Here is a 20,057-nt window from a genome sequence, read left to right as displayed (position 1 = left end):
TGGCGGGAGAAAGGAGGGTCTTATGGATTCTGAATGGGTTACAGTTGCGACGTTTCCGGTCCTGAATCAGGATGTCGCAAAAGAAGTGGAGCGCTGGGAAGGTGTTGCAGAAGACATGGCCCTGTATCCCGAACGAAATGTTCGATACCTTGAAAAAGACAACCAGGTGCTGGTGCAGGTTTCTCAGTCCATCAACGCCGCGTTTGATGGCGGACTTGGACCGGTATAACGGTTTTTCCGCATCGCAAAAGAAAACGGCCAGCTTTTCGCTGGCCGTTTTTTCTTTCACACCTCCGTGACCTCATCCCCGATGTCACGAATATATTCTCGCATGTCTGTCTCTTTCCACTGCTTGCTGACCCAGTAGGCTGACGCCCAGATCATGAGCGCCGTTGCCTGCGTATCACTGAGCTGCCGAAGTTTTTTCTCGATCATTTCCTGATCTGCCCCATATTTCATATGCAGACGGTTCAGGTCACAGGCGTCCTGCACCCGAAGCATCAAATATGGCAAACGGGTTTGTTCCGGCATCAGCCGCATGTCTTTATGCGAGCCAAGAAGCGTCAAAAGTTCCGGAGTGGAAAAAAGCCCCCGAAGCTGACGCAAAGAACGAAAGAATGTATCAACAGCCCAGGGAACAAGAAACTCTGCCCCCGCGCTTTTGGTTCGAAAACACTCTTTAAGCCACTGTTCATGTTCTGATGATATACGTGCTGCAACTTGTGCCATAGCAAGCTCCCTACTCAAAAAATCAACAATTTTGAGTTAGTAGAAAAGTATACCATTCCAGAAAATTTGCATCAAGACTCTTTCTAGACTTTATCAAGTACTCTTTGCGAGTCAAAAAGCATTTTCCTCAACATTACAGACAGCAAGACAAAATTTATATCACGTTCTTTTTTCCAACAACAGGTAATCACCTGTTATTCATCATCCATTTTAATTGCGTAAACGTTTTTCCACCGTTTTCCAGTCACATACACAATACCATCTTTTTCATTCCAGGCGATTCCATTAGCGACGCCACCCCCTCGGGCAGACTCTTCGCGCACAAAATCACCAATGTTGAGCCAAAACAGGACACGTCCAGATTCGGGATCAATGCCTGCAATACGGTCTGAGCGCCAGACATTGGCCAGAATGACACCTTCTGCCCATTCCAGCTCGTTGAGAAGACGCACGGGTTTGCCACCATCCGTCACCCGGAGGCGCTTTTTGATTCGAAAATTTTCAATATCCCGCTGGAAAAGACTGTCACTGCCATTGCTCTGCCAGAAGCTCCGTCCATCCGTTGTCAGGCCCCAGCCTGCGCCAGCATAACGCCGCGTCTCCAGGAGGCGCAGGCTCTCGCGGTCACGAATTTGAAGCTCATGTTTTTTCCACGTCAGCAGATACAGCTTGTCTCCCAGCACCGTACATCCCTCAGCAAAGACATCTGGGTCCAGTGAAATGCTTTGAACTGGCCGAGTCGAATACAAAATTCGGCTGGAAAGACAGGAAAGGCCATACAGACCAGAGCTTTCAAACAGACGGCCCTCGAAATAGCTCAGCCCCTGCGTAAAAAGCAGTTCGTTGTGGGGCAAAACCTCCTCAAGTTCAAAACCCCGCTGCCCGGCAGAAAAAATTTCATCCGAACTTTCATTTGCATACGCTGATTGCGTACAAATAAACGGGTTACAAGTACTTAAAAAAGCAGTAAAAAGACAAGAAATCGCAAAAAATCCATAAATACTGCCACTTCTCGCGAACTTTAAAAATTTATTCATAGATATTTCCCCTTCATTAAATTCATGGTAAAGACGAATAAAATCAGCAGGAATTGAAGGGCCTGCACCGCGCTTTTTGCGCACAATTCTCAATCCCACAGGTTTCCCTATAAACCAGTGGGCATTCACTAGTTTTTCAAGGAGTTTTTCAAATGGTCAAGTCGATCTACGTAGGGAATTTGCCCTGGAGCAGCTCTGAAGCTGATGTACGTGAGCTGTTCGAACAATACGGACAGGTAAGCTCCGTCAAAATCATAGAAGATCACGAAACAGGCCGCTCTCGCGGATTTTGCTTCGTCGAAATGGAAGCAAATGAAGCTGACGAAGCAATCAACCAGCTCCAGAGCGCTTCCCTTGATGGCCGGGCCTTGCGTATCAATGAAGCACGTCCCCGTGCACCACGTCCGCCCCGCCGCTGGTAGACCGAGCACTCACGTCTAAACAAAAAGCCCGTGACGCTTCTGCGTTACGGGCTTTCTTTTTACCGGGATATGCTTACTCTTCGTCAAGTCCCTTCAGAGTCTTTCCAAGCTGGGTCATCTTGGCCCGGATGTAGCTGGCAGCCACGTCGCCGAGATCCGCATCTCCGCTGTGAGCAAGGCCATAGCTTCGCAGATCTTCGTCAATCTGCTTTTCCATACGCTCGGATTCAAGAAACATCAGATAGATAAGAATCAGGGTTGCATTGTTGTCGTCAGTACCATCACACAGCATTTCGAGCTGCTTGACGGGCACAGTCTCAAAGAGACGCTCGACGAACATGCCAATCCACTTGTCATAGAGCTGAGGCAAAAGCGGGGGAATGATCTCGGACAACTTGTCTGCTGCACGTTCGTCAGCACCGGTCATCGTCACCCCAAAGAATTCAGCCAGAGCTTCCTTCCGATCCGCATCATTGCGGGAAACACGCTCCCGGACTGTCTCCGTGATGTGTTTCCGCATCTCCTGCATATCCATTCCCATCGCTAGTTCTCCACTCGAAGGGTGGAGTTCGGGCAGGTGTCGGACTGCATGCACAGTTCACAGCCACCACGGAACGGGAACGGAGTGTACACGGCATACTGACGGTTCAGGCTGCCAATCTGCGCATTCCACTCGAGACCTTCTTTCTCAAAAAAGTCCAGAACGTCTTTCATGGGACGCGGCAACGGCGTGCAGTTTTCCATCAGTTCAGGAATCAGGCTCTGGGCAGAAATCATCACCAGGGTAATGGCGAGATTGTGGAACGCCATGCCATTGGCCGGGGACTCCTGCCAGGCTTCTTCCACTTTTCCCTCAACGTATTCGCTGAGGTACAGAAACAAAAAGCCCTCGTCATTTTTGGCGCTGGAGGGAACCAGCTTGTACGCAGAAACTCGATCTCTCCAATCTTCCCACGCAGCTTCAAGCTTTTCCAAAAGGCCCTGCTCAATGCGGGACTCTCCGCAAACCTGTAAATAATACATTACATCAAATTCAGGCTTTGTCTGAACCGATGTCACTTTCAATTCGCTCATCTCTCAGGCTCCTTAGCTTGTATCGCGGACTTTCCCGCAGGCAGTCCGTCCGCTTCTTTACCGTCTTTCTGCCCGACGCTCAAGCCAAGCCTGAACAAAGCATGATTTTCCGCACTCCAGCCCCCAAAACAGTCCAAAACCACCGCAAAAAGCTCTTCATGATTTTCCTGCACCAAAGGGGGATGACCTTGCAGAACTTTTCCTTTATAGCCCTCTTGGGCACTGCACGGGCCCACAAAATTTCACAACATAGGAGTAAGCATCATGGCTAACCCAAAAGTACGCCTGGAAACTTCCAAAGGCGATATTCTCGTTGAACTTTTTGAGAGCGAAGCTCCAGAGACCGTCAAAAACTTCCTGCGCTACGTTGACGAGGAGTTCTATGACGGAACCATCTTCCACCGCGTCATCAAAGGCTTCATGGTTCAGGGCGGCGGCATGGACTCGCAGATGCGGGAACGTGACACCCACGAGCCTGTGAAAAACGAAGCCAACAACGGCGTCAAGAACACCCGTGGCACCCTCGCAATGGCCCGCACAATGGACCCACACAGTGCAACTGCCCAGTTCTTCATCAACACCGTTGACAACGGTTTCCTGAACTTCAAGGGCGAAAACACTCAGGGCTGGGGCTACTGCGTGTTTGGTCAGGTTGTCGAAGGCATAGACGCCGTCGACGCTATGGAAAGCGAACGCACTCGCAGCTTCGGCTACCATCAGGACGTGCCTGCTGACACCATCAGCATCATCAGCGCCCGCCGCGTCGAAGACTAATCGACTCCGTATAAAAAAACGCGCCCGAGCTTCTGCTTTGGCGCGTTTCTTTTTTTATTTTTTCAGCGACATTGCCGCGGCATAACCACTCGACCATGCCCACTGGAGGTTATAGCCTCCAAGCCAGCCCGTCACATCGACGCACTCTCCGATAAAATACAGTCCCGGAACAGAGCGCACCTGCATCGTCTTGGACGACAGGCACTGCGTGTCAACACCGCCGCCTGTCACCTCAGCCTTGGTCCAGCCCTCTGTCTTGGATGCCTTTAAGGTCCAGTGATGCACAGCCTGTGACAAGGTCTGCATTTCTTCACGGCGCAGGTCGCCCAGAGTCTTGTCTGCAAGAGGTCCAGCAATCGCCTGAGCAAAGCGCTGCGGCAGGTACTTGCCCAGCATGTTTTTCACATGAATCTTGGCCCGCTTTTCCTGACGCGCTGCTTTGACTTCCTGCTCAAAATCAATCTGGGGCAAAATGTTCAGCTCAAGCTCCATGCTCTTGTTCCAGAACGAAGACACCTGCAAAATCGCAGGACCAGACAGCCCTCTGTGGGTCAGCAACAAATCGTCACTAAAGCTCACATCTCCACAACGCACCTCGGCGCGGCAGGAGAGACCAGACAATTCAGCATAAGGCCACTGCGGCACCATAAGTGGAACCAGTGACGGACGCGGTGGCACAACGCGCAGCCCCAGCTTGTGGGCTACTTCATAGGCAAAGCCGCTTGACTGCAATGCAGGCCAGGAACGACCACCCGTCGCAATCACAAGCTGCTTGGCACCATAGCTCTGGCCATCCGTATACACGGTAAAGCCATCCTCACGCGCCTGAATATCTTCCACAGCACAGTTGGAGACCAGCCGGGCACCAGCTTCCACAGCGCAGCGCTCCAGCATTTCAGCAACGGCACCGCCACCCTGCTCGCAGAACATCTGTCCTTCGGCTTTTTCCTCAGCAGTCAGTCCTTCTTCAGCAAAAAAAGACAATGTATCCCACGGAGAAAACTGCGCCAGCGCAGACTTGCAGAAATGCGGGTTCTCAGAGAGATAGTGCCGGGCTTCGCAGTCCGTATTGGTAAAGTTGCAACGCCCACCACCTGCGATGCGAACCTTTCGGGCCAGCTTATGGCCCGGGTCCAGCACACAGACATCATGCCCCTGCCGGGCCGCCGTCAAAGCACAAAAAAGGCCGGATGCCCCGGCGCCAACAATCAGCACAGAATACGTTTTCATAATCTTTCTTTAAAAGGGCCGGTACACCGGCCCCCTGTTATGCGTTAATGCCCCAGATGCGCTCAAGAGCCGCGCGATTCTGGAGAATGATATTCATATACTGGACTTCCATTTCCAGCATTTCGGTATCGTGACGACGCAGCCATTCAGACAGCCAGGCCATCCGAAGTCCAAGCAAAAGCGGCACAAGCGTGTGCTCGTTCTGCTTGGTAATGACGCCTTTGTCACGCAGGCTCAGCACACAGGCGCGGCACAAGCCGCGCACCAGAGCACGCGGGTCTTCGCTTCCCACGCAGCCAAGGCAGTTTGCCAGATCATACAGTTCTGGCTTGAGTCCCATAAATTCCCAGTCCACGACAGCCTCAACCCGTCCCTTGCACCAAATGACATTCAGAGGATGAAAGTCACCGTGGCACAAAGCCTTGGGCGCGGAATCAAAAAGTTCTTCCCACTCCAGAAGCTGCCGAAGCACCGGAACAAGGGGAGCGTAAACATCCTGACGGCCTCGGGCAAGTGTTTCCGAAAGTTCCTGCACGTACGCATTGAGCGAAAACGGTTCGCTTTGGTCTGGAGCGGCCAGCCCTGCGGCATGAGTTCGGAACCCTGCCAGAAACTCTGCCACAGCTTCACCCCGGGCAGCGTCTTCAATGTACTCAGGACGAGGCAAAGCTTCGCCAGAAACATACGGCTGGAGCTGCCATGAGGACGAGGAATGATGCAGGACGAATTTTTCGCCCACCTTTTCATACGGCACAACAGCCGGGCACTGATTTTCTGCAAGCACAGCAAGGACCTGAGCGACGCGCTCTCTCCACGCATCCTGCCCCTCCTTCAACTGTTCCAGCACCCAGAGGCAGCCATCCTCTGCTTCGAGCACCTGCCGCCAGCCACAGCGCTCCGGACTTCCCACAAGAGGAATATCCTTCCGCACAGAGGAGAAGGCAACGCCAAACAAAGAAAGTATATCCCGAAAATCTGTTTCCTGTTCCTGAAGCATTGTTTCTCCTGTCTTTTCTTTGTGAAAAAGCGTTTACCCTTCCGTCATATCCTGTTGAATGTATTGCAATTACCAGGGAAGGGGCGTAGTTGTGATTTTGTATGCCCAGCCATTTAACAGTACAAGAGAAAGGCACCACATGCATACCTTTTCACAGTTTTTCCCACTCATAAAAATTGCTGCTGCGTTCGGCATCATGCTTACAGGCATTCGCCTGCGCATTGGCCTTGGACTCTCCATCCTTGCAGGTGGTGGTTCAATGGCCCTTTTTTTTGGACTCCCCATCAGCGCATGGCCGCAAAGTGCGGTCAACGGCATCATGGACCAGACCACCCTTTTCCTCGAACTTATTGTGAGCTGCATCATGGTGCTCTCGCACCTTCTGGAAAAGACAGGGCAATCAAAACGCCTTATGGCAGCGCTCTCGGTCTACATGCAGAACCCAAAGCTTCGGCTTATCTTTTTCCCAATTCTTATTGGGCTGTTGCCCATGCCCGGCGGAGCCGTCTTTTCTGCCCCTATGGTCGACAGCGTCTCCCACGGGATGCACCTAAAGGGGGAAGACAAAAGCGCCGTCAATTACTGGTTTCGGCACGTTCTGGAAATGTCGTGGCCACTGTATCCGGGCCTGCTTATGGCCTCGACTCTCTCAGGCCTGCCCATCACGCGGCTTGCGTTCTATAACCTTATGGCCTCGGTTATCTTTTTTATGCTTGGCTATATTTTTATTCTCAAGCCCATCATGGCCCGCGCCACCATTCTCCCCATTCCAGACAAACGAACTGGCGAAACATGGAAAGAAGCGCTTATAGCAGGCCTGCCGCTCATCACAGCCATTGGTGGTGCCATTGTTCTTGAATTCTTTATTGGCGTGTTCTTTCCCAGCGCGCCCTTTGAAATCGGCATCATTATAGCTCTGCTCAGCGCCATCACATGCTGCTTTGTGCAGAACCACTTTTCCATTGCCCCTGTTCTGGCGACATTTAAGGCCAAAAGCTTCTGGGGCATCCTGTGGGTCATCCTGACCATCTTTGTTTTCAAACAGCTCATTCATGACGCACAGGTCATTCAGGGACTGGCTCAGCTCGCCAGCGGAAGCACAGCGCTCATCGTCGCAGGCGTCTGCCTCCCCTTCCTTGTCGGCTTCATTTCGGGCATCACTCTGGCCTATGTGGGAAGCACCTTTCCCATCATGCTCGGCTTGCTCGCCCAGCTTGGTCTCCAGCAGTACACCCTGCAGTTTACCATCCTTGGCATGTTTGCAGGATTCACCGGAATTATGGTTTCCCCAATTCACATTTGTTTTCTCGTTTCCTGCGAATACTTCCGGGCAAACTTCACTCAGACGTGGCGGCGCATTGCCCTCCCCAGCATGCTCATCCTCTTCTTTGGGAGCATCTGGTTCTCCATCCTGATGGTTGCCTAAGCCGCGACCGCCCATTCCAAACACAGAATACAACGAAGCCCCCACGCGCTCTGCGTAGGGGCTTCTGTATGGAAATTGACGTGTCAGAGCACACCTGCACGATCAAGAAATATCCAGCAATGCCAGAACTCCTGAGCGTTGAGAGGCACCCTGACAAGGGTTACTTATCAAAGTTATTTCTGCGCCTTTTTGCGGCCGGCCATCTGATAACGCTTTTGCGCGTTGAGTTCAACCTTTCGCAGGCGGATAGATTCCGGAGTGACCTCGACCAGCTCATCTTCACGGATGAAGTGCAGTGCATGCTCCAGAGTTGTCGGCAGCACGTTGGTCAGAGTAACAGCCTCATCCTTACCGGATGCACGCATGTTGGTCAGCTTCTTACCCTTGGTCGGGTTCACGTCGATGTCGTTTTCGCGATTATGCTCGCCAACGATCATTCCTTCGTAAACCGGATCGTTCGGGGTCACGAACAGGCGGCCACGAGGCTCGAGGTTAAACAGAGCGTATGCAACGCCCTTACCTGCACGGTCAGAAACGATGGAACCAGAGAAACGGGTGGGAATGTCGCCACGGTAGTCGTCATAGCCTTCCAGCAGGGAGTTCATGATGCCAGTACCCTTGGTATCGGTCAGGAACTCGTCGCGGTAGCCAATCAGGCCACGGGAAGGAATGGTGAACTCCATACGAACACGGCCAGAGCCAGAGTTCACGAGGTTCATCATACGGCCCTTACGGCTTGCCAGTTTCTCAGTGATGATACCCATAGACTCTTCATCACAGTCAATAAAGAGGTGCTCAATGGGTTCCTTGAGCTTGCCGTCAACTTCCTTGAGGATAACCTCAGGACGACCAACGGTCAGCTCAAAGCCTTCACGGCGCATGGTTTCGATGATGATAGCCATCTGGAATTCACCACGGCCTTTCACCATGAAAGCATCTCTGTCGTCAGTGTCTTCCACGCGGATAGCCACGTTGGACAGAGCCTCGCGCATCAGGCGGTCACGGATCTTGCTGGAAGTCACGTGCTTGCCTTCCTGACCTGCGAGGGGGGAAGTATTAATACCAAAGCGCATGCTCACGGTAGGTTCGTCAACCGTGATACGGGGCAGTGCTTCGGGAGCGGTTACGGTACAAATGGTATCGCCGATGAATACATCTTCAATACCGGACAGAACAATGATGTCACCGGGAGTTGCGGTTTCTGTTTCCACAACCTTGGTGCCGTCATAAGTCTGAAGGCGGGTAACACGCAGGTTCTGCTGACCATTTTCGCCAATACAGGCGAGCTGCTCGTTGCTGTGAGCGCGTCCGTTAAAGACACGGCCAATAGCAAGGCGGCCAAGGTAGTCAGAGTAGCTCAGGTCAGAGACGAGCATCTGGAACGGCGCATCGGGATCGTATGCAGGAGCCGGAACTTCTTCAATAACGGCATCCAGCAGGATGTGCAGATTTTCTGCCTCTTCGTCCAGGGACTTCTTGGCAATACCCTGACGGCCAATGGCGTAGAACAGCGGGAACTCCAGCTGGTCTTCGTCAGCGCCAAGATCAATCAGCAGGTCATAGACTTCGTCCAGAACTTCGTCAGGACGAGCATCTGCACGGTCGATCTTGTTAATACAAACAATGATCTTGAGGCCAGACTTCAGCGCCTTCTCAAGCACGAATCGGGTCTGCGGCAGTGGGCCTTCTGAAGCATCAACAAGCAGAATGGCACCGTCGCACATGGACAGAGAGCGTTCTACTTCACCACCAAAGTCTGCGTGACCGGGAGTGTCAATGATGTTGATTTTCTTATCGCGCCAGTGGATGGAGCAGTTTTTTGCAGCAATGGTAATGCCGCGTTCGCGTTCCAGATCCATAGAATCCATCACGCGATCATCAACTTCCTGACCCTCACGGAACACACCGCTCTGCTTGAACATCTGGTCAACCAGTGTGGTCTTACCGTGGTCAACGTGAGCAATAATGGCAATATTGCGCAACGCTTCGTTGCGCGCTGTTTTTTTCGACATTTCTCTTGTCCTGAAATATGGGAAAATACGGCTTGAAAAAAAGGGGAGGCTCATCAGTCGGAACAAAGTCTTCCCGACTACGAAACGCGGTTACTTATCCAAAACAGAAGAAAAAAGCAAGACCTTTCTTTGCTGATCTTGCTTTTTCTTTTGCTCACCGCAAAAGCTTTTTTCTCAAAAAAGTCCGGGGCTAGCCAATTTCCTCGAAGAGTGCTTCCACATCAAGCACGAGGGCGTCCCGTTCTCCAATCATGCCGTATCCCAGTATGGGTACCTGATAAATTTCTTTTACCGGAATGGTAAAACCAGCCACAACCACCTGCTGTTGCCGGAGCACGTCATCCACAAGGAATGCCGCCTTTTTCTTCCCTACCCGGATAACAACAGCCTGCACGTCACCAGCCTGGAAGCTTTTGCCCCGGACGGATTCCAGCCCAAAGTATTCATCGAGCCGGAACAGTGGATACAGCTCGCCTCGCACATCCACTGTTTCGTCACCAGAAGGCATGGTGCTCAGTTCCTGTGGAGAAACAGCATACACTTCCAGCACTGACTGACTTGGTACAACAAAAATTTCTTCGCGCATCTGAACAATCAGGGCGTCCAGTATGCCTTCTGAAAGAGAGCGCTCAAGCGGAATTTCCAGCTCAAACAGCGAGCCGCGCCCTTTTTCGCTCTGAATGCGAATATCGCCGCCAAGGCGTCCACGAATTGAGTGAACAACAGCATCCATTCCCACACCGCGCCCAGAAATATCAGTCACTTTCTCGGCGGTGGAAAAGCCAGACTCCAGTATATACTGGAAAATTTCTTCGTCTGTCAGCCCTTCTTCTGGAGTCAGCAAGCCTCTGTCTATGGCCTTTTGCCGAATCCGCTCTGGGTCTAGCCCCCGGCCATCATCCCGAACAGCAAGTATAGCCTTGCCATTTTCCCTTCGTGCCGAAAGCGTCAGCTGCCCTTCTTCGGACTTTCCTGCGGCGACTCGTTCGCTGGAGCTTTCCAAACCATGATCCACAGCATTTCGCAACAGGTGCACAAGTGGTTCATTTATGTGTTCAACAATTGTCTTATCCAGCTCCAGATCATCACCCAGCACCTCAAAGTGAACCTTTTTCTCCATTTTGAGTGTCAGGCTCGACACCAGCCTGTGGATTGGAGTGAATATCTGTTTCAGCGGAACAAGTCGAATCTTTTCAACCTCTTCTTTAATGTGCCCTATCACACTCTCAAGCTCTTTCATCCCCGCAACGGCCTTGGCATCAAGTGAGGAATTCTGTGCTATAACAGCGTATTGTGTCATGAGTTTGCCAACGTATTCAATAAGCGAATCCAGTTTGTCCGTGCCAACCCGGATTGAGGCAATCTCTGTACTTTGGGCCTTGAGAGGCTGCTTTCCGGGCTGAACCTTGGCGCCTGCACCAGCCTGTTCTGCTCCATTCTGGACCGCAGCGGAAGAGCGCTTTTTTTCTGGCGTACGCTCTGCACCCTGCTCTTTTTTGTCTTCGCCCTGCCCCTTCATCTCTGCCTGTACCGCTGGATCAATATACTCCCCTGTGGCCCGCAGCTTCTGAATCTTCTCAGCGCGTGTTTCAACCACACCTGCCATTGAATACAACAGAAGACGCTGCCCATCTGTCATGCGCAACAGCGCCGTGACCATGTCTGGACTCACGGGAGCAATACCATCCTGCAACATGTCCATCAGCGTTGAAACACTCGTGTCTGCATAGCGAACCTGAGACAGTCCCAGATGCTCAAGCACACTTTTTACCTGCACAGGATTTGTCTTTCCACTCTCAAGAGAGAGAATTTCGGCTTCCAGACTTTCAAGGCATGCTTCAATGCTCTTCTTCATGAGGCACACCTCCCTGCCCTACGCATGGACTCTCATGCAGAGACTGATCAAAGCCCCAGGCATAATAGGTCGCACGGCAACCAGCACTCATTCCTTCCAGCTCCAGCTCATGTTCCTGCGCAAACAGCTCCAAAATTTCAAAAGACCGAGGACTCATACTTCGCACCTGCGACAAATCCAGCCGCAAACGGGGCGCATCCTGAACCGACTCCAAAGCCTCCCGCAACGAAGCTCGCTGCGGCGCAAGGTGCACACGGGGCATTCCAACGTGCAGAACAAGGACCCCATCAGCTTCTTCAATCTCAAGCTGTTCAGTGCCCGCATCGGCGCTTTCTCCATCTCCAGACGAGGCCTGCTCCAGACGAGACTCAAGACCAGCAAGCTCATCAGCATCAACAGCGCCCTGTTCCTGTATCTGGTCCAAAAGCTGAAACACATGCAAAACAGCCTGTACGCCAAGCGTGACAAACTCATCCCGCTCATCCAGCTCTCCGGCCTGTAATTTTTTGAGATAACTTTCAACATGGTGGGTAAAGGAAGAAACCGTCTCAAAACCAGACATAAAGCCCGTCACACCCTTGATGGTATGCAAAGGACGAGACAGAACCTCAATACCCTGCTGAAGATTCCCTTCACCAAGGAGTTCAGTTCCTTCCATAATCAACGGATAGAAATCATCATTCACCTGAGAGTAGAACTCAGTGACCATGTCGTCCTGTTCACTCATGCCAGCCTCCGTTCCATGCCCAAAACACCAAACGGCGCAGGGCACTATGCTCGTCCTGTTATACCACAGTTCAAAGCACGATGCGAACAAAGGTCACAAAAGACGCCACAGGGTCTAGAGTTTTCGCAATTCTGCAATCATCATATCAAGATACTGGTCAAGCTCCCTGACCTGCTGTCGGGCAAGGGTAAAATTCTCTCGCCGGGCGGACTGTTCCAGCGCCAGCAAAAGGTCATAGGCCCGGCCACTCGCAAAGTACCCAACAGCACCACGAAGCGTCTGCGCCTTCATCTCAAGGGCAAGGGCATCTGCATCGTCCACAGCACTGTTCAGCTCTTCCATCCGCAGGGGAGCGTCTTCTACAAAGAGTGACGCATTATCCCGCATAAACTCTCGCTGATTCCCAAAGACTTCCCGAATCCTCCGAAAATCAAGCACGGAATCCTGCGCGGGGTCTGCGATTCGCTCCTTCGCCTGCATCTGATCAAAATTGCGCGCAAGAGACTCAAATTCTGCCTTATGCGCCCCCTGAACCCGTTCCAAAGACACATACAGCGCCCCAGGAGTCACAGGCTTACTCAAATATCCATCCATGCCAGCATCAAGAACAGCCTGCTTGGCCTCCTCTGTCGGCTCCATAAGCATGCCAATCACTGGCGTATACTTCCCTGTTTCCTTTTCCCGCTCTCGCAAACGCTCGACAAGCTCCAGCCCACTCATACGCGAAAGCTGTACATCCAGAATAACAAGATCAAACTCCCGCTCTGTCAAAACCTGCAAAGCTTCCATGCCGTCCATCACCGCGACGACATTATGACCAAAGGAATTGAGCAGTTCCTGAGCGATATTCATGTTTATGCGTGTGTCTTCGACCAGCAAAACCTGTAGCGTCCCACGGCTGCCAGCGTGAGAAACACCATACAAGGCACTTCGGGACAGAGGGACATTCTCCCAGCTTCCCACGGCACGGCTCAGGCTTCGCAACAAATTCGTTTCCTCAAAGGGTTTCTGAATCGTTCCGGCAATGCCTGATTCATGCCCCCAGAACTTGTCTGCATGCTCGGTGCGAGCGGTCATGACAAGGCTTACCAACCCCGGAGTGTGACGAACTTTTCGCAGGAAAGCGATGCCCTCTTCGCCCATCGTGTCTTTATCCAAAATCAAAAGCGACGTATGTGGAGCATCTTCGAGAGAAACTTGAGCGGCCTCAATTCCATCAACCGCAAAAACATTCATGCCCCAGTCTTCAAGTTTTTGGGCAAGCTCTCTGCGTTCCTCAAGCAAAGGAGCCACAAGCAAAACACTCTGCCCTTCCAGCCATCGGCTGTCGACAAAGACTTCATCGTCAACCGTTACTTCGGTGGGGACTTCCATCATAATCGTAAAGCTAAACAGACTTCCTTCCTGCGGGCTGGTATTCACAGAGACTTCACCACCCATAAGCCGCACAAGCTTGGCCACAATAGCAAGGCCCAAGCCACTGGCATTTCCGCTTCGGGTTACAATTCCGTCGGACTTCACAAAGGTTTCAAAAATACGCCGCTGCTCTTCATGTGGGATTCCCTCACCCGTATCCGAAACAGTAAACTCAAGCTGCACGTGCTTGCCTGAGAACTTCTTGAAGGACACCTGAACAGAAACCTGCCCTGCTTCTGTGTGGCGTATTGCATTGGATGCCAAGATATCCAGCACCCGACCCAGTCGACGAGGATCACCAAACACATATTCAGGGACCTGCGGCTCCACACTGAGGACAAAGCCCAAGTCCTTTTCATCTGCAAAACCGGAAAGGTTTTTGAGCGTCTCAAAAACCCTGTCCCGCAGATTAAACACAATGCTATCAATATCCATGCGCCCAGACTCAAGGCGCGAAAAGTCCGTAATGTCAGAAACAACCGTCAGCATGGACTCTCCAGCCGACCGAATCGCGTGAACATATTCCAGTTGTCTCTCATTCAGCTCTGTATCGCGCAGGAGTTCACTCATCCCAATGACACCATTCATTGGCGTACGTATTTCATTTCCAAGCCGTGCAAGAAAACGGGTCTTGGCCTCACTCGAACTCAGCGCCTCATCCCGGCTCTTGCGAAGATCTTCTTCAAGCGTCTTCCGCATGGTTATGTCGGTATATACGCAGACAACGCGAGTTGTAATCCCATGTCCCTTGTCTTTGTCATTCAGGAACAGGGCACGGGCCATGACCCAAATTTCTGTCCCATTTTTATGAATAAGCCGAAACTCTCGGTGCAAGGGTGTCATACTATCAATATGCTTGCGAAATGCTTCCATGACCGAATCCCGGTCTTCTGGATGAATGATGCGCTGCCATGTGTCCGCAGATGCGGCAAGCTCGCCTTTGGCGTAGCCAAGCATCCCATACAGCGTAGGACTCAGGTACATCGCTGTTTCACCGATATTCCAGTCCCAAAAGCCATCTCCAGACGCCTCGGCAACTCGCATCAGGCGCTCTGCCTCGTGCTGCATTTCCCGCTCGTGCTTCTTGCGCACACTAATATCAAAAAACGCTCCGGCGATGCCTCTTGCCCATTCATCATCCTTACTGACAATAAGCTTGCGTGCGACCAAAACATCTGCTTTTTGCCCAGCAGTACTTAGCTGTACCTCCTGCGTCACAGTCCGATGCCCGGCCCCAATCAGCAAATCCTGCTCCACCTCTCGTGAAGAGTGGATAAACTCGTCAGGAAAAACCTCAGACTCATCACGATCCAAAACATGTTCAGGCCCTAGTCCAAAGAAAAGACAGAACGGCCGGTTCACAAATTTAAAGCGTCCCTCTTCATTCTTGAGAAACATGGGGACAGGCAGCCCATCCAAAACATTTCGCAAAAAGTTTTGCACAGAAGACGCCTTAAACTCGGCATCTTTTCTGCGAGCAACTTCCTTGGCAAGTTTCCGATTCCAGAGAATGAACGAAATAAAAACAAAAAGAGCAGCAGCAGTAAGCTGCATTCCAACCCGCCACACCTGATCTTTGCGCAGGCCAGCCTGCATTTTAATGCCAAACCATGCCCGGTTGATGTCCTTTTTTTCCGCAATGGGCAGGCTCTCATAGCTCTTCTGCAAAATGCTTCGCAGCTCTGGCCAGTCTCGACGAATCCCCACAGAAAACTGCACAGGTGTATCAAAGAGCTGCCCAACCCGAAGCTGTGCGATGCCCTGCTGTTCGGCATAAAAACTTGCCGTGGGCAAGGTGCTTATGCAGGCGTCAAGATCCCCCGTCAAAAGCCTCGGCCACAGCTCTCCAAGAGAATTCACATACACAAATGTGACATCAGGATAACGCTTGTCCAGCTTGGCATACTGCCCATCCCGGTACAGCCCAACCCTCTTGCCGTCCAAGTCATCCAGCGAAGAATAGTCTTCTGTTGAACGGGTAAAAAGCACAGCTGGCATCGAAGTCATGGCTCGAGTCTGGAGGAGCTGCCCCTCGCTAGCTCCGACTATTCCGCCATAGCCATCAATGACACCACGCTCAATCATCTCAATAGGACCATTTACAGGAGGCACGGGCACAAGGCGCAAGCCAAGCCCCGCGTGATGAGCCACTCGGCGCAGGGTGTCCACCAGCAAGCCCTGCAAATTCCCATCCTTGTCCTGAAAAGAATACGGCGGGAAGGAATACGGCATCCCCAAAGTAATGGCTGGGTGATGATGCATCCACTCCCGTTCCCATTGCGAAAGCAAAAGCTTGCCCTCTCCAGACTGATACAAAAAATCTTCTGGTGAACTAATCCAGCGCTTTTCAATGCGCAGATAATCTTCTGGAAAAACAGCTTCAAAACCTGCATTCAAAAGCGCACGGTACAGCTCCTTGTCCTCAGGAAAACCGGGGCGCACATCTTCAATAAAATCCCAGCCCGGGAGTTTGAGCAACTGCCCCTGCAATCCACCCTCAAACGTCAGCTGCCGCGCCTCAAGCGTTGGGACCAGCACTCCGTCCATATTCTTTTGCATGGCGCCCTTGACGGCCTGTCGCACGCTCACGAACGGAACCAGCTCAATGTAGGGAGCCTGACTTAAAAGCTTTTCAGCAGCAGGACTCCTGTCCACCACCGCCAGACGGGTTCCAACAAAATCCTCCAGCCCTCCGGGGTTAAGCCTGTCACTCCGATAAAATACAGACCACTGGCGCCCATAAACCGGCCCGGCAAGAGCAATGCGGTGCTCGACAATGTCACGCGCCACGACTCCGCCAAGCACATCCGAAACGCCCACGAGAACGTCCCGATACCCCGCTTTCTTCCCCTGTGCACGAAGTAAAACGGGAACCCCATTGCGTTGGGACCACAGCTTCCAGATGTCCACAAGAAGCCCCACAGGTTCCCCGGTCCGGTCAACATATGAAAGAGGCGGCATGTCATTACGGACAGTGACAGTCAGGCCCGACTTTTTCGCCGCAAGAAAACGCTCGCGAAGACTTTCCTTGAGCTGTCCATCAGCAGGAGCCGCAAAGGCACTTCCAACAGCAAGAATGAGCGTGGCGCACAGCGCAGCACTCAAACAAAAAAGAACACAAAGCCTCTGGCAGGAGGCTCTTTCCGCTCTCTTTTTCACCTTACGATCATACGCCATACCCGACCCCTTCTGCTTGCAGAAGAATAGCCTATGCCCCCGGCAGGCAGGGGCTATGCTGGTTCATCAGTCGTCTAATCACGCAAAATCAATGTAAAATCATAGAAGAAGGCACAAACCCCTTCTCTGATGACAAAACTTTTTCTCTATGGAATATAGCAAATTTTAAAAGAGTTCTCTTCTGTTTTCAAAAAAAGACATATTCTTTCTTATAGAAAGCATGCACAACACAGGTTGCGTGCTGAAACATTTTCTTTCTCTATTTTTCTTCAAAAAATTACCGTATACTTTTAGGGTCCATACAGATCATTTTCATAAGGGAATGCTATGCAGCAACACATCTACCTTCTTTTGGCACTCTTGGGTGTCACTTTGGTCGCTGTTATCTGGCCAAGTGTTCAGCTCCGGCGGGAACGCCAAAAAAAAGAAAAGCTCCAGCACCGAATGGAGCAAATTCTGGAGCAGGACCACGCCACCGACGAAATAGCCTCCGTCCTTGTTCAAAACCCTGGGGCCAAAACCCAGAGCAAGGCCCTTGAACGTCTGGGGAAACTTCTCAACGCGCAAAGAATCTGTTTTCTCAAGCTCAACAAGGATGGCGGACTTTTTTCCGTTGTTCAGGAATGGCGGACTCCAGATACAGCTCGTCTCATTCCCAAAATGAGCGACATACCTGTTGCACAGTATCCAAAACTCATGAAAGACGCTCTGGCGGGTCATGCCAGACGCATTCACAGCGTAAAAGACGGCGAGCTTCCAGAAGGATGGGACGCCGGCTCATTCATCGTTGCCCCGGTTCTCACCCAACATGCCAGAGCTGGAATCCTGTACGCTGACACTCCCCCAAAAAGCCCTCGCCGCTGGACGTCTTCCGAACTTCGAGTCCTGCACTACTGCGGTCTTTTTTGGGCGGTCTCGCTCGACAGGCTCAGCACCCAGACAGAACTCGTCAAAGCTGAACGGCGCTACAACGTGGCACTCAAAGCAACCACAGAAGGGCTGTTCGACTGGAATCCTCTTTCAGACGCAATTTTCCTCAGCGGTGTTCTTCTGGACATGCTTAAAATTCAGGGCGAGCAACGCCCTTCGACCATGCACGCCTTTGTGGAGCGCATTCCCGAAGAAAACCGCGAGCACTTTCTCAACTCACTCGTAAACAAAGGCGGACACCAGAGCCTTCCGTTCAGTCTTGAACTCCCTGTTCACAAAGAAGATTCCACCCTGTGCTGGCTTCGCTGTGTTGTCCGGGTCATTGAACGCGCCCCAACAGGCGAGGCCCGCCGCGTTATGGGCACCTGTAAGGACATTACCGAAATTCACAACCTCCAGGAGACGCTCAAGCAGACGCACCAGGAGCACACTCTTTTGGCAGACACAATTTCCGAGGGAGTCTGGGAATGGGAACTGGCCGACGCCAGTTTCACCCTCAGTCCTTCGTGGTTCCGGCTCCTTGGTCGAGCACCAGAAGAAGATCCAATTCCTCTGGATACTCTTGTGAACCTTGTGCATCCAAAAGACCGGGATGGTTTCCGAGGACATCTGGACAGCTTTTTGACCGCAAACGATGCCCCCCGAAGTTCCCGCTTCCGCGTCCAGACCAGCCTGGGAGAATACCGCTGGCTTTATTCACGAGGCCGGGTTGTTGCCAGAGATGAAAACAACGCAGTAGCGCGCGTTGTTGGTACCCATTCGGACCAAAGCCGCATCTACGAAGCTGAAGAATCGGCCCGCAACGCGCATGACTCCAAAAACACTTTCCTCCAGCAGATGCATCAGGAGCTTACCGCGCCCGTGAATGGGATTCTGGGCATGGCAAAACTTCTTGAACACAGCCACCTCTCGGCGGATCAGGAAAACTTTGTCCGCTCCATTTCCAGCTCTGGAACTGTACTCAAGACGCTGCTCACAGAAATCTTTGACTACACCCAGCTTAACGCGTCAGAGCTGACGCTGGACAAGCGCCCCTTTGCTCTCCGCGAAGCCATCCGCGACGCACTGCACATTCAGCAGCCAGACGCCTTTGCAAGAGGCTGTGAGCTGGTTCTGGACATGGACGACAGTGTGCCAGAATTTGCCATTGGCGACGCCCTGCGCCTGCGGCAAATCTTCTCACACATTCTGTCGAGCGCCCTTTCGCTCAAGACTCCACAAGAAATCCTTCTGCACATATCCCAAAGAAAGGACGAGGAGCGAATCCGCCTTGATATGGAGCTGTCGATTTTGTCTGCGGAAAAAATTGCTCTTGATGAAGAACGCCCACAGCTCACTCTGCCCGTAGCCAAGGCCCTTGCCACACTTATGGGTGGAGACCTTAGCATCACACACGACCGCGAACGCATGACTCCACACTTTAGCCTGCATATCATTCTGGAAGAAGACCCCGCTCATAGCCCCGAGCCTCAGGCAGACCTCCCTCGCAAGCTCAGTGCCTTCATTTTTGACAACAACGCATCGCTCGTGCTGGGCCTTTCTGCACAGCTCAAGAGATGGGGGCTTGACGTCAAGCATCCCCATACTGAAGCCGAACTGATTCAACAGCTCCAAGAGGTCCCAAGCACCCATTCGCCTCTTGTACTCCTCAACCATCGCCCCGGCGTACAGGACGCATTTCTGGTCATGAAAAAGCTCGCTCTGGAGCTGGAAAACTCTCTCCCTGTACTGATTATGGACGCGACAGGCCGAATGCTTCTGCCCCCCTCAGAAACACAGGCCAAAATCATCAGGCTGACCAAGCCCATTGAGTCAACAGAACTCCACAAGGCACTCCACGCCCTCGTCTCAGAGACCACTCAGCAGATGCCGGGTGAAACACCAATCCACAAGCAGCTCCTCCTGACGAGCCAGTCTGTAGAAATTCAGGCTGGACTTGGCGCAAAGCTTCGTCAGGCCGGACATCAGGTGACCGTGAGCGCAACGGCACAGGAAAGCCTCCCCGCATTACGGGCAACGCCTTTTGACGCATTCATCTTTGATGCAGAAAATACTGTCATTGCCCCAGAAGAAAGCATCCGCTCCCTGCGGGCCAGCGCGCAAACAGGACATCGCCTCAAGATCATCGCACTAAGTAATGGTCTCCACTCCGAAACCGCACTCATGACAGCGGGGGCAGACACCGTTCTGCCGAGTCCTCCTGATTTCCAAAGCCTGCAAAAAGCACTTGAACTCAAACCTGAACAATAGC

At 52.2% G+C, this 20,057-nt stretch carries 15 protein-coding genes; 5 read left to right on the top strand and 10 right to left on the bottom strand.

Annotation, left to right across the window (positions count from 1 at the left end):
• Window positions 1-22 precede the first annotated feature (22 nt).
• A complete protein-coding gene (locus B5D23_RS04800) occupies window positions 23-229 on the top strand; it encodes a hypothetical protein (protein ID WP_078684270.1) in 207 nt (68 codons plus the stop codon).
• A 56-nt stretch (window positions 230-285) separates the two neighbouring features.
• Here B5D23_RS04800 and B5D23_RS04795 read toward each other — a convergent pair whose 3' ends face one another.
• Complete coding sequence (locus tag B5D23_RS04795) at window positions 286-729, bottom strand: hypothetical protein (RefSeq protein WP_078684269.1); 444 nt, start codon at window positions 727-729, stop codon at window positions 286-288.
• A gap of 194 nt (window positions 730-923) precedes the next feature.
• Window positions 924-1,766 (bottom strand): glutaminyl-peptide cyclotransferase, encoded by an 843-nt coding sequence (locus B5D23_RS04790; protein WP_144012540.1) that lies wholly within the window; start codon window positions 1,764-1,766, stop codon window positions 924-926.
• A gap of 152 nt (window positions 1,767-1,918) precedes the next feature.
• On the opposite strand from B5D23_RS04790, the gene B5D23_RS04785 reads away from it, so the two are divergent.
• Window positions 1,919-2,188, top strand: a complete 270-nt coding sequence (locus B5D23_RS04785; RefSeq protein ID WP_078684267.1) for an RNA-binding regulator — start codon at window positions 1,919-1,921, stop codon at window positions 2,186-2,188.
• A gap of 73 nt (window positions 2,189-2,261) precedes the next feature.
• On the opposite strand, the gene B5D23_RS04780 is transcribed toward B5D23_RS04785, so the two are convergent.
• A complete protein-coding gene (locus B5D23_RS04780; protein ID WP_078684266.1) occupies window positions 2,262-2,729 on the bottom strand; it encodes a hypothetical protein in 468 nt (155 codons plus the stop codon).
• A 2-nt stretch (window positions 2,730-2,731) separates the two neighbouring features.
• A complete protein-coding gene (locus B5D23_RS04775; protein ID WP_078684265.1) occupies window positions 2,732-3,262 on the bottom strand; it encodes a hypothetical protein in 531 nt (176 codons plus the stop codon).
• Between the two features lie 264 nt (window positions 3,263-3,526).
• Here B5D23_RS04775 and B5D23_RS04770 point away from each other — a divergent pair, with 264 nt between their 5' ends.
• Window positions 3,527-4,036 carry a peptidylprolyl isomerase gene (locus B5D23_RS04770; RefSeq protein WP_078684264.1) on the top strand — a complete coding sequence of 170 codons (510 nt, stop codon included), beginning with the start codon at window positions 3,527-3,529 and terminating at the stop codon, window positions 4,034-4,036.
• A 54-nt stretch (window positions 4,037-4,090) separates the two neighbouring features.
• On the opposite strand, the gene B5D23_RS04765 is transcribed toward B5D23_RS04770, so the two are convergent.
• Entirely contained in the window at window positions 4,091-5,266 is a 1,176-nt protein-coding gene (locus tag B5D23_RS04765; RefSeq protein ID WP_078684263.1) for a BaiN/RdsA family NAD(P)/FAD-dependent oxidoreductase, read from the bottom strand.
• A 37-nt stretch (window positions 5,267-5,303) separates the two neighbouring features.
• The gene (locus B5D23_RS04760; RefSeq protein WP_078684262.1) at window positions 5,304-6,263 is read right to left on the bottom strand and encodes a phosphotransferase enzyme family protein; all 960 of its coding nucleotides are present in this window, start codon (window positions 6,261-6,263) and stop codon (window positions 5,304-5,306) included.
• 139 nt (window positions 6,264-6,402) lie between these two features.
• Here B5D23_RS04760 and B5D23_RS04755 point away from each other — a divergent pair, with 139 nt between their 5' ends.
• Window positions 6,403-7,689, top strand: coding sequence for a DUF401 family protein (locus B5D23_RS04755; RefSeq protein ID WP_159445915.1), 1,287 nt, complete (start codon window positions 6,403-6,405; stop codon window positions 7,687-7,689).
• A gap of 173 nt (window positions 7,690-7,862) precedes the next feature.
• On the opposite strand, the gene typA is transcribed toward B5D23_RS04755, so the two are convergent.
• The 4 genes from typA to B5D23_RS04735 form a co-directional block, all read right to left on the bottom strand.
• Window positions 7,863-9,701: a translational GTPase TypA gene (gene typA / locus B5D23_RS04750; RefSeq protein WP_078684260.1), complete on the bottom strand. Its 1,839-nt coding sequence runs from the start codon at window positions 9,699-9,701 to the stop codon at window positions 7,863-7,865.
• 190 nt (window positions 9,702-9,891) lie between these two features.
• Window positions 9,892-11,556, bottom strand: coding sequence for a chemotaxis protein CheA (locus B5D23_RS04745; protein ID WP_078684259.1), 1,665 nt, complete (start codon window positions 11,554-11,556; stop codon window positions 9,892-9,894).
• Window positions 11,540-12,283: an Hpt domain-containing protein gene (locus B5D23_RS04740; protein ID WP_078684258.1), complete on the bottom strand. Its 744-nt coding sequence runs from the start codon at window positions 12,281-12,283 to the stop codon at window positions 11,540-11,542. Before B5D23_RS04740 ends, B5D23_RS04745 begins: the two co-directional genes overlap by 17 nt.
• Window positions 12,284-12,397: 114 nt before the next feature.
• Window positions 12,398-16,876: a response regulator gene (locus B5D23_RS04735; RefSeq protein ID WP_078684257.1), complete on the bottom strand. Its 4,479-nt coding sequence runs from the start codon at window positions 16,874-16,876 to the stop codon at window positions 12,398-12,400.
• Window positions 16,877-17,203: 327 nt separating this feature from the next.
• Here B5D23_RS04735 and B5D23_RS04730 point away from each other — a divergent pair, with 327 nt between their 5' ends.
• Window positions 17,204-20,056: a PAS domain-containing protein gene (locus B5D23_RS04730; RefSeq protein ID WP_078684256.1), complete on the top strand. Its 2,853-nt coding sequence runs from the start codon at window positions 17,204-17,206 to the stop codon at window positions 20,054-20,056.
• Window position 20,057 lies beyond the last annotated feature (1 nt).

Source organism: Desulfobaculum bizertense DSM 18034 (assembly GCF_900167065.1).
Taxonomy (GTDB): domain Bacteria; phylum Desulfobacterota; class Desulfovibrionia; order Desulfovibrionales; family Desulfovibrionaceae; genus Desulfobaculum; species Desulfobaculum bizertense.
Note: the sequence above shows the minus strand (reverse complement) of the source record. Positions and strands in the feature narration are given on the sequence as shown.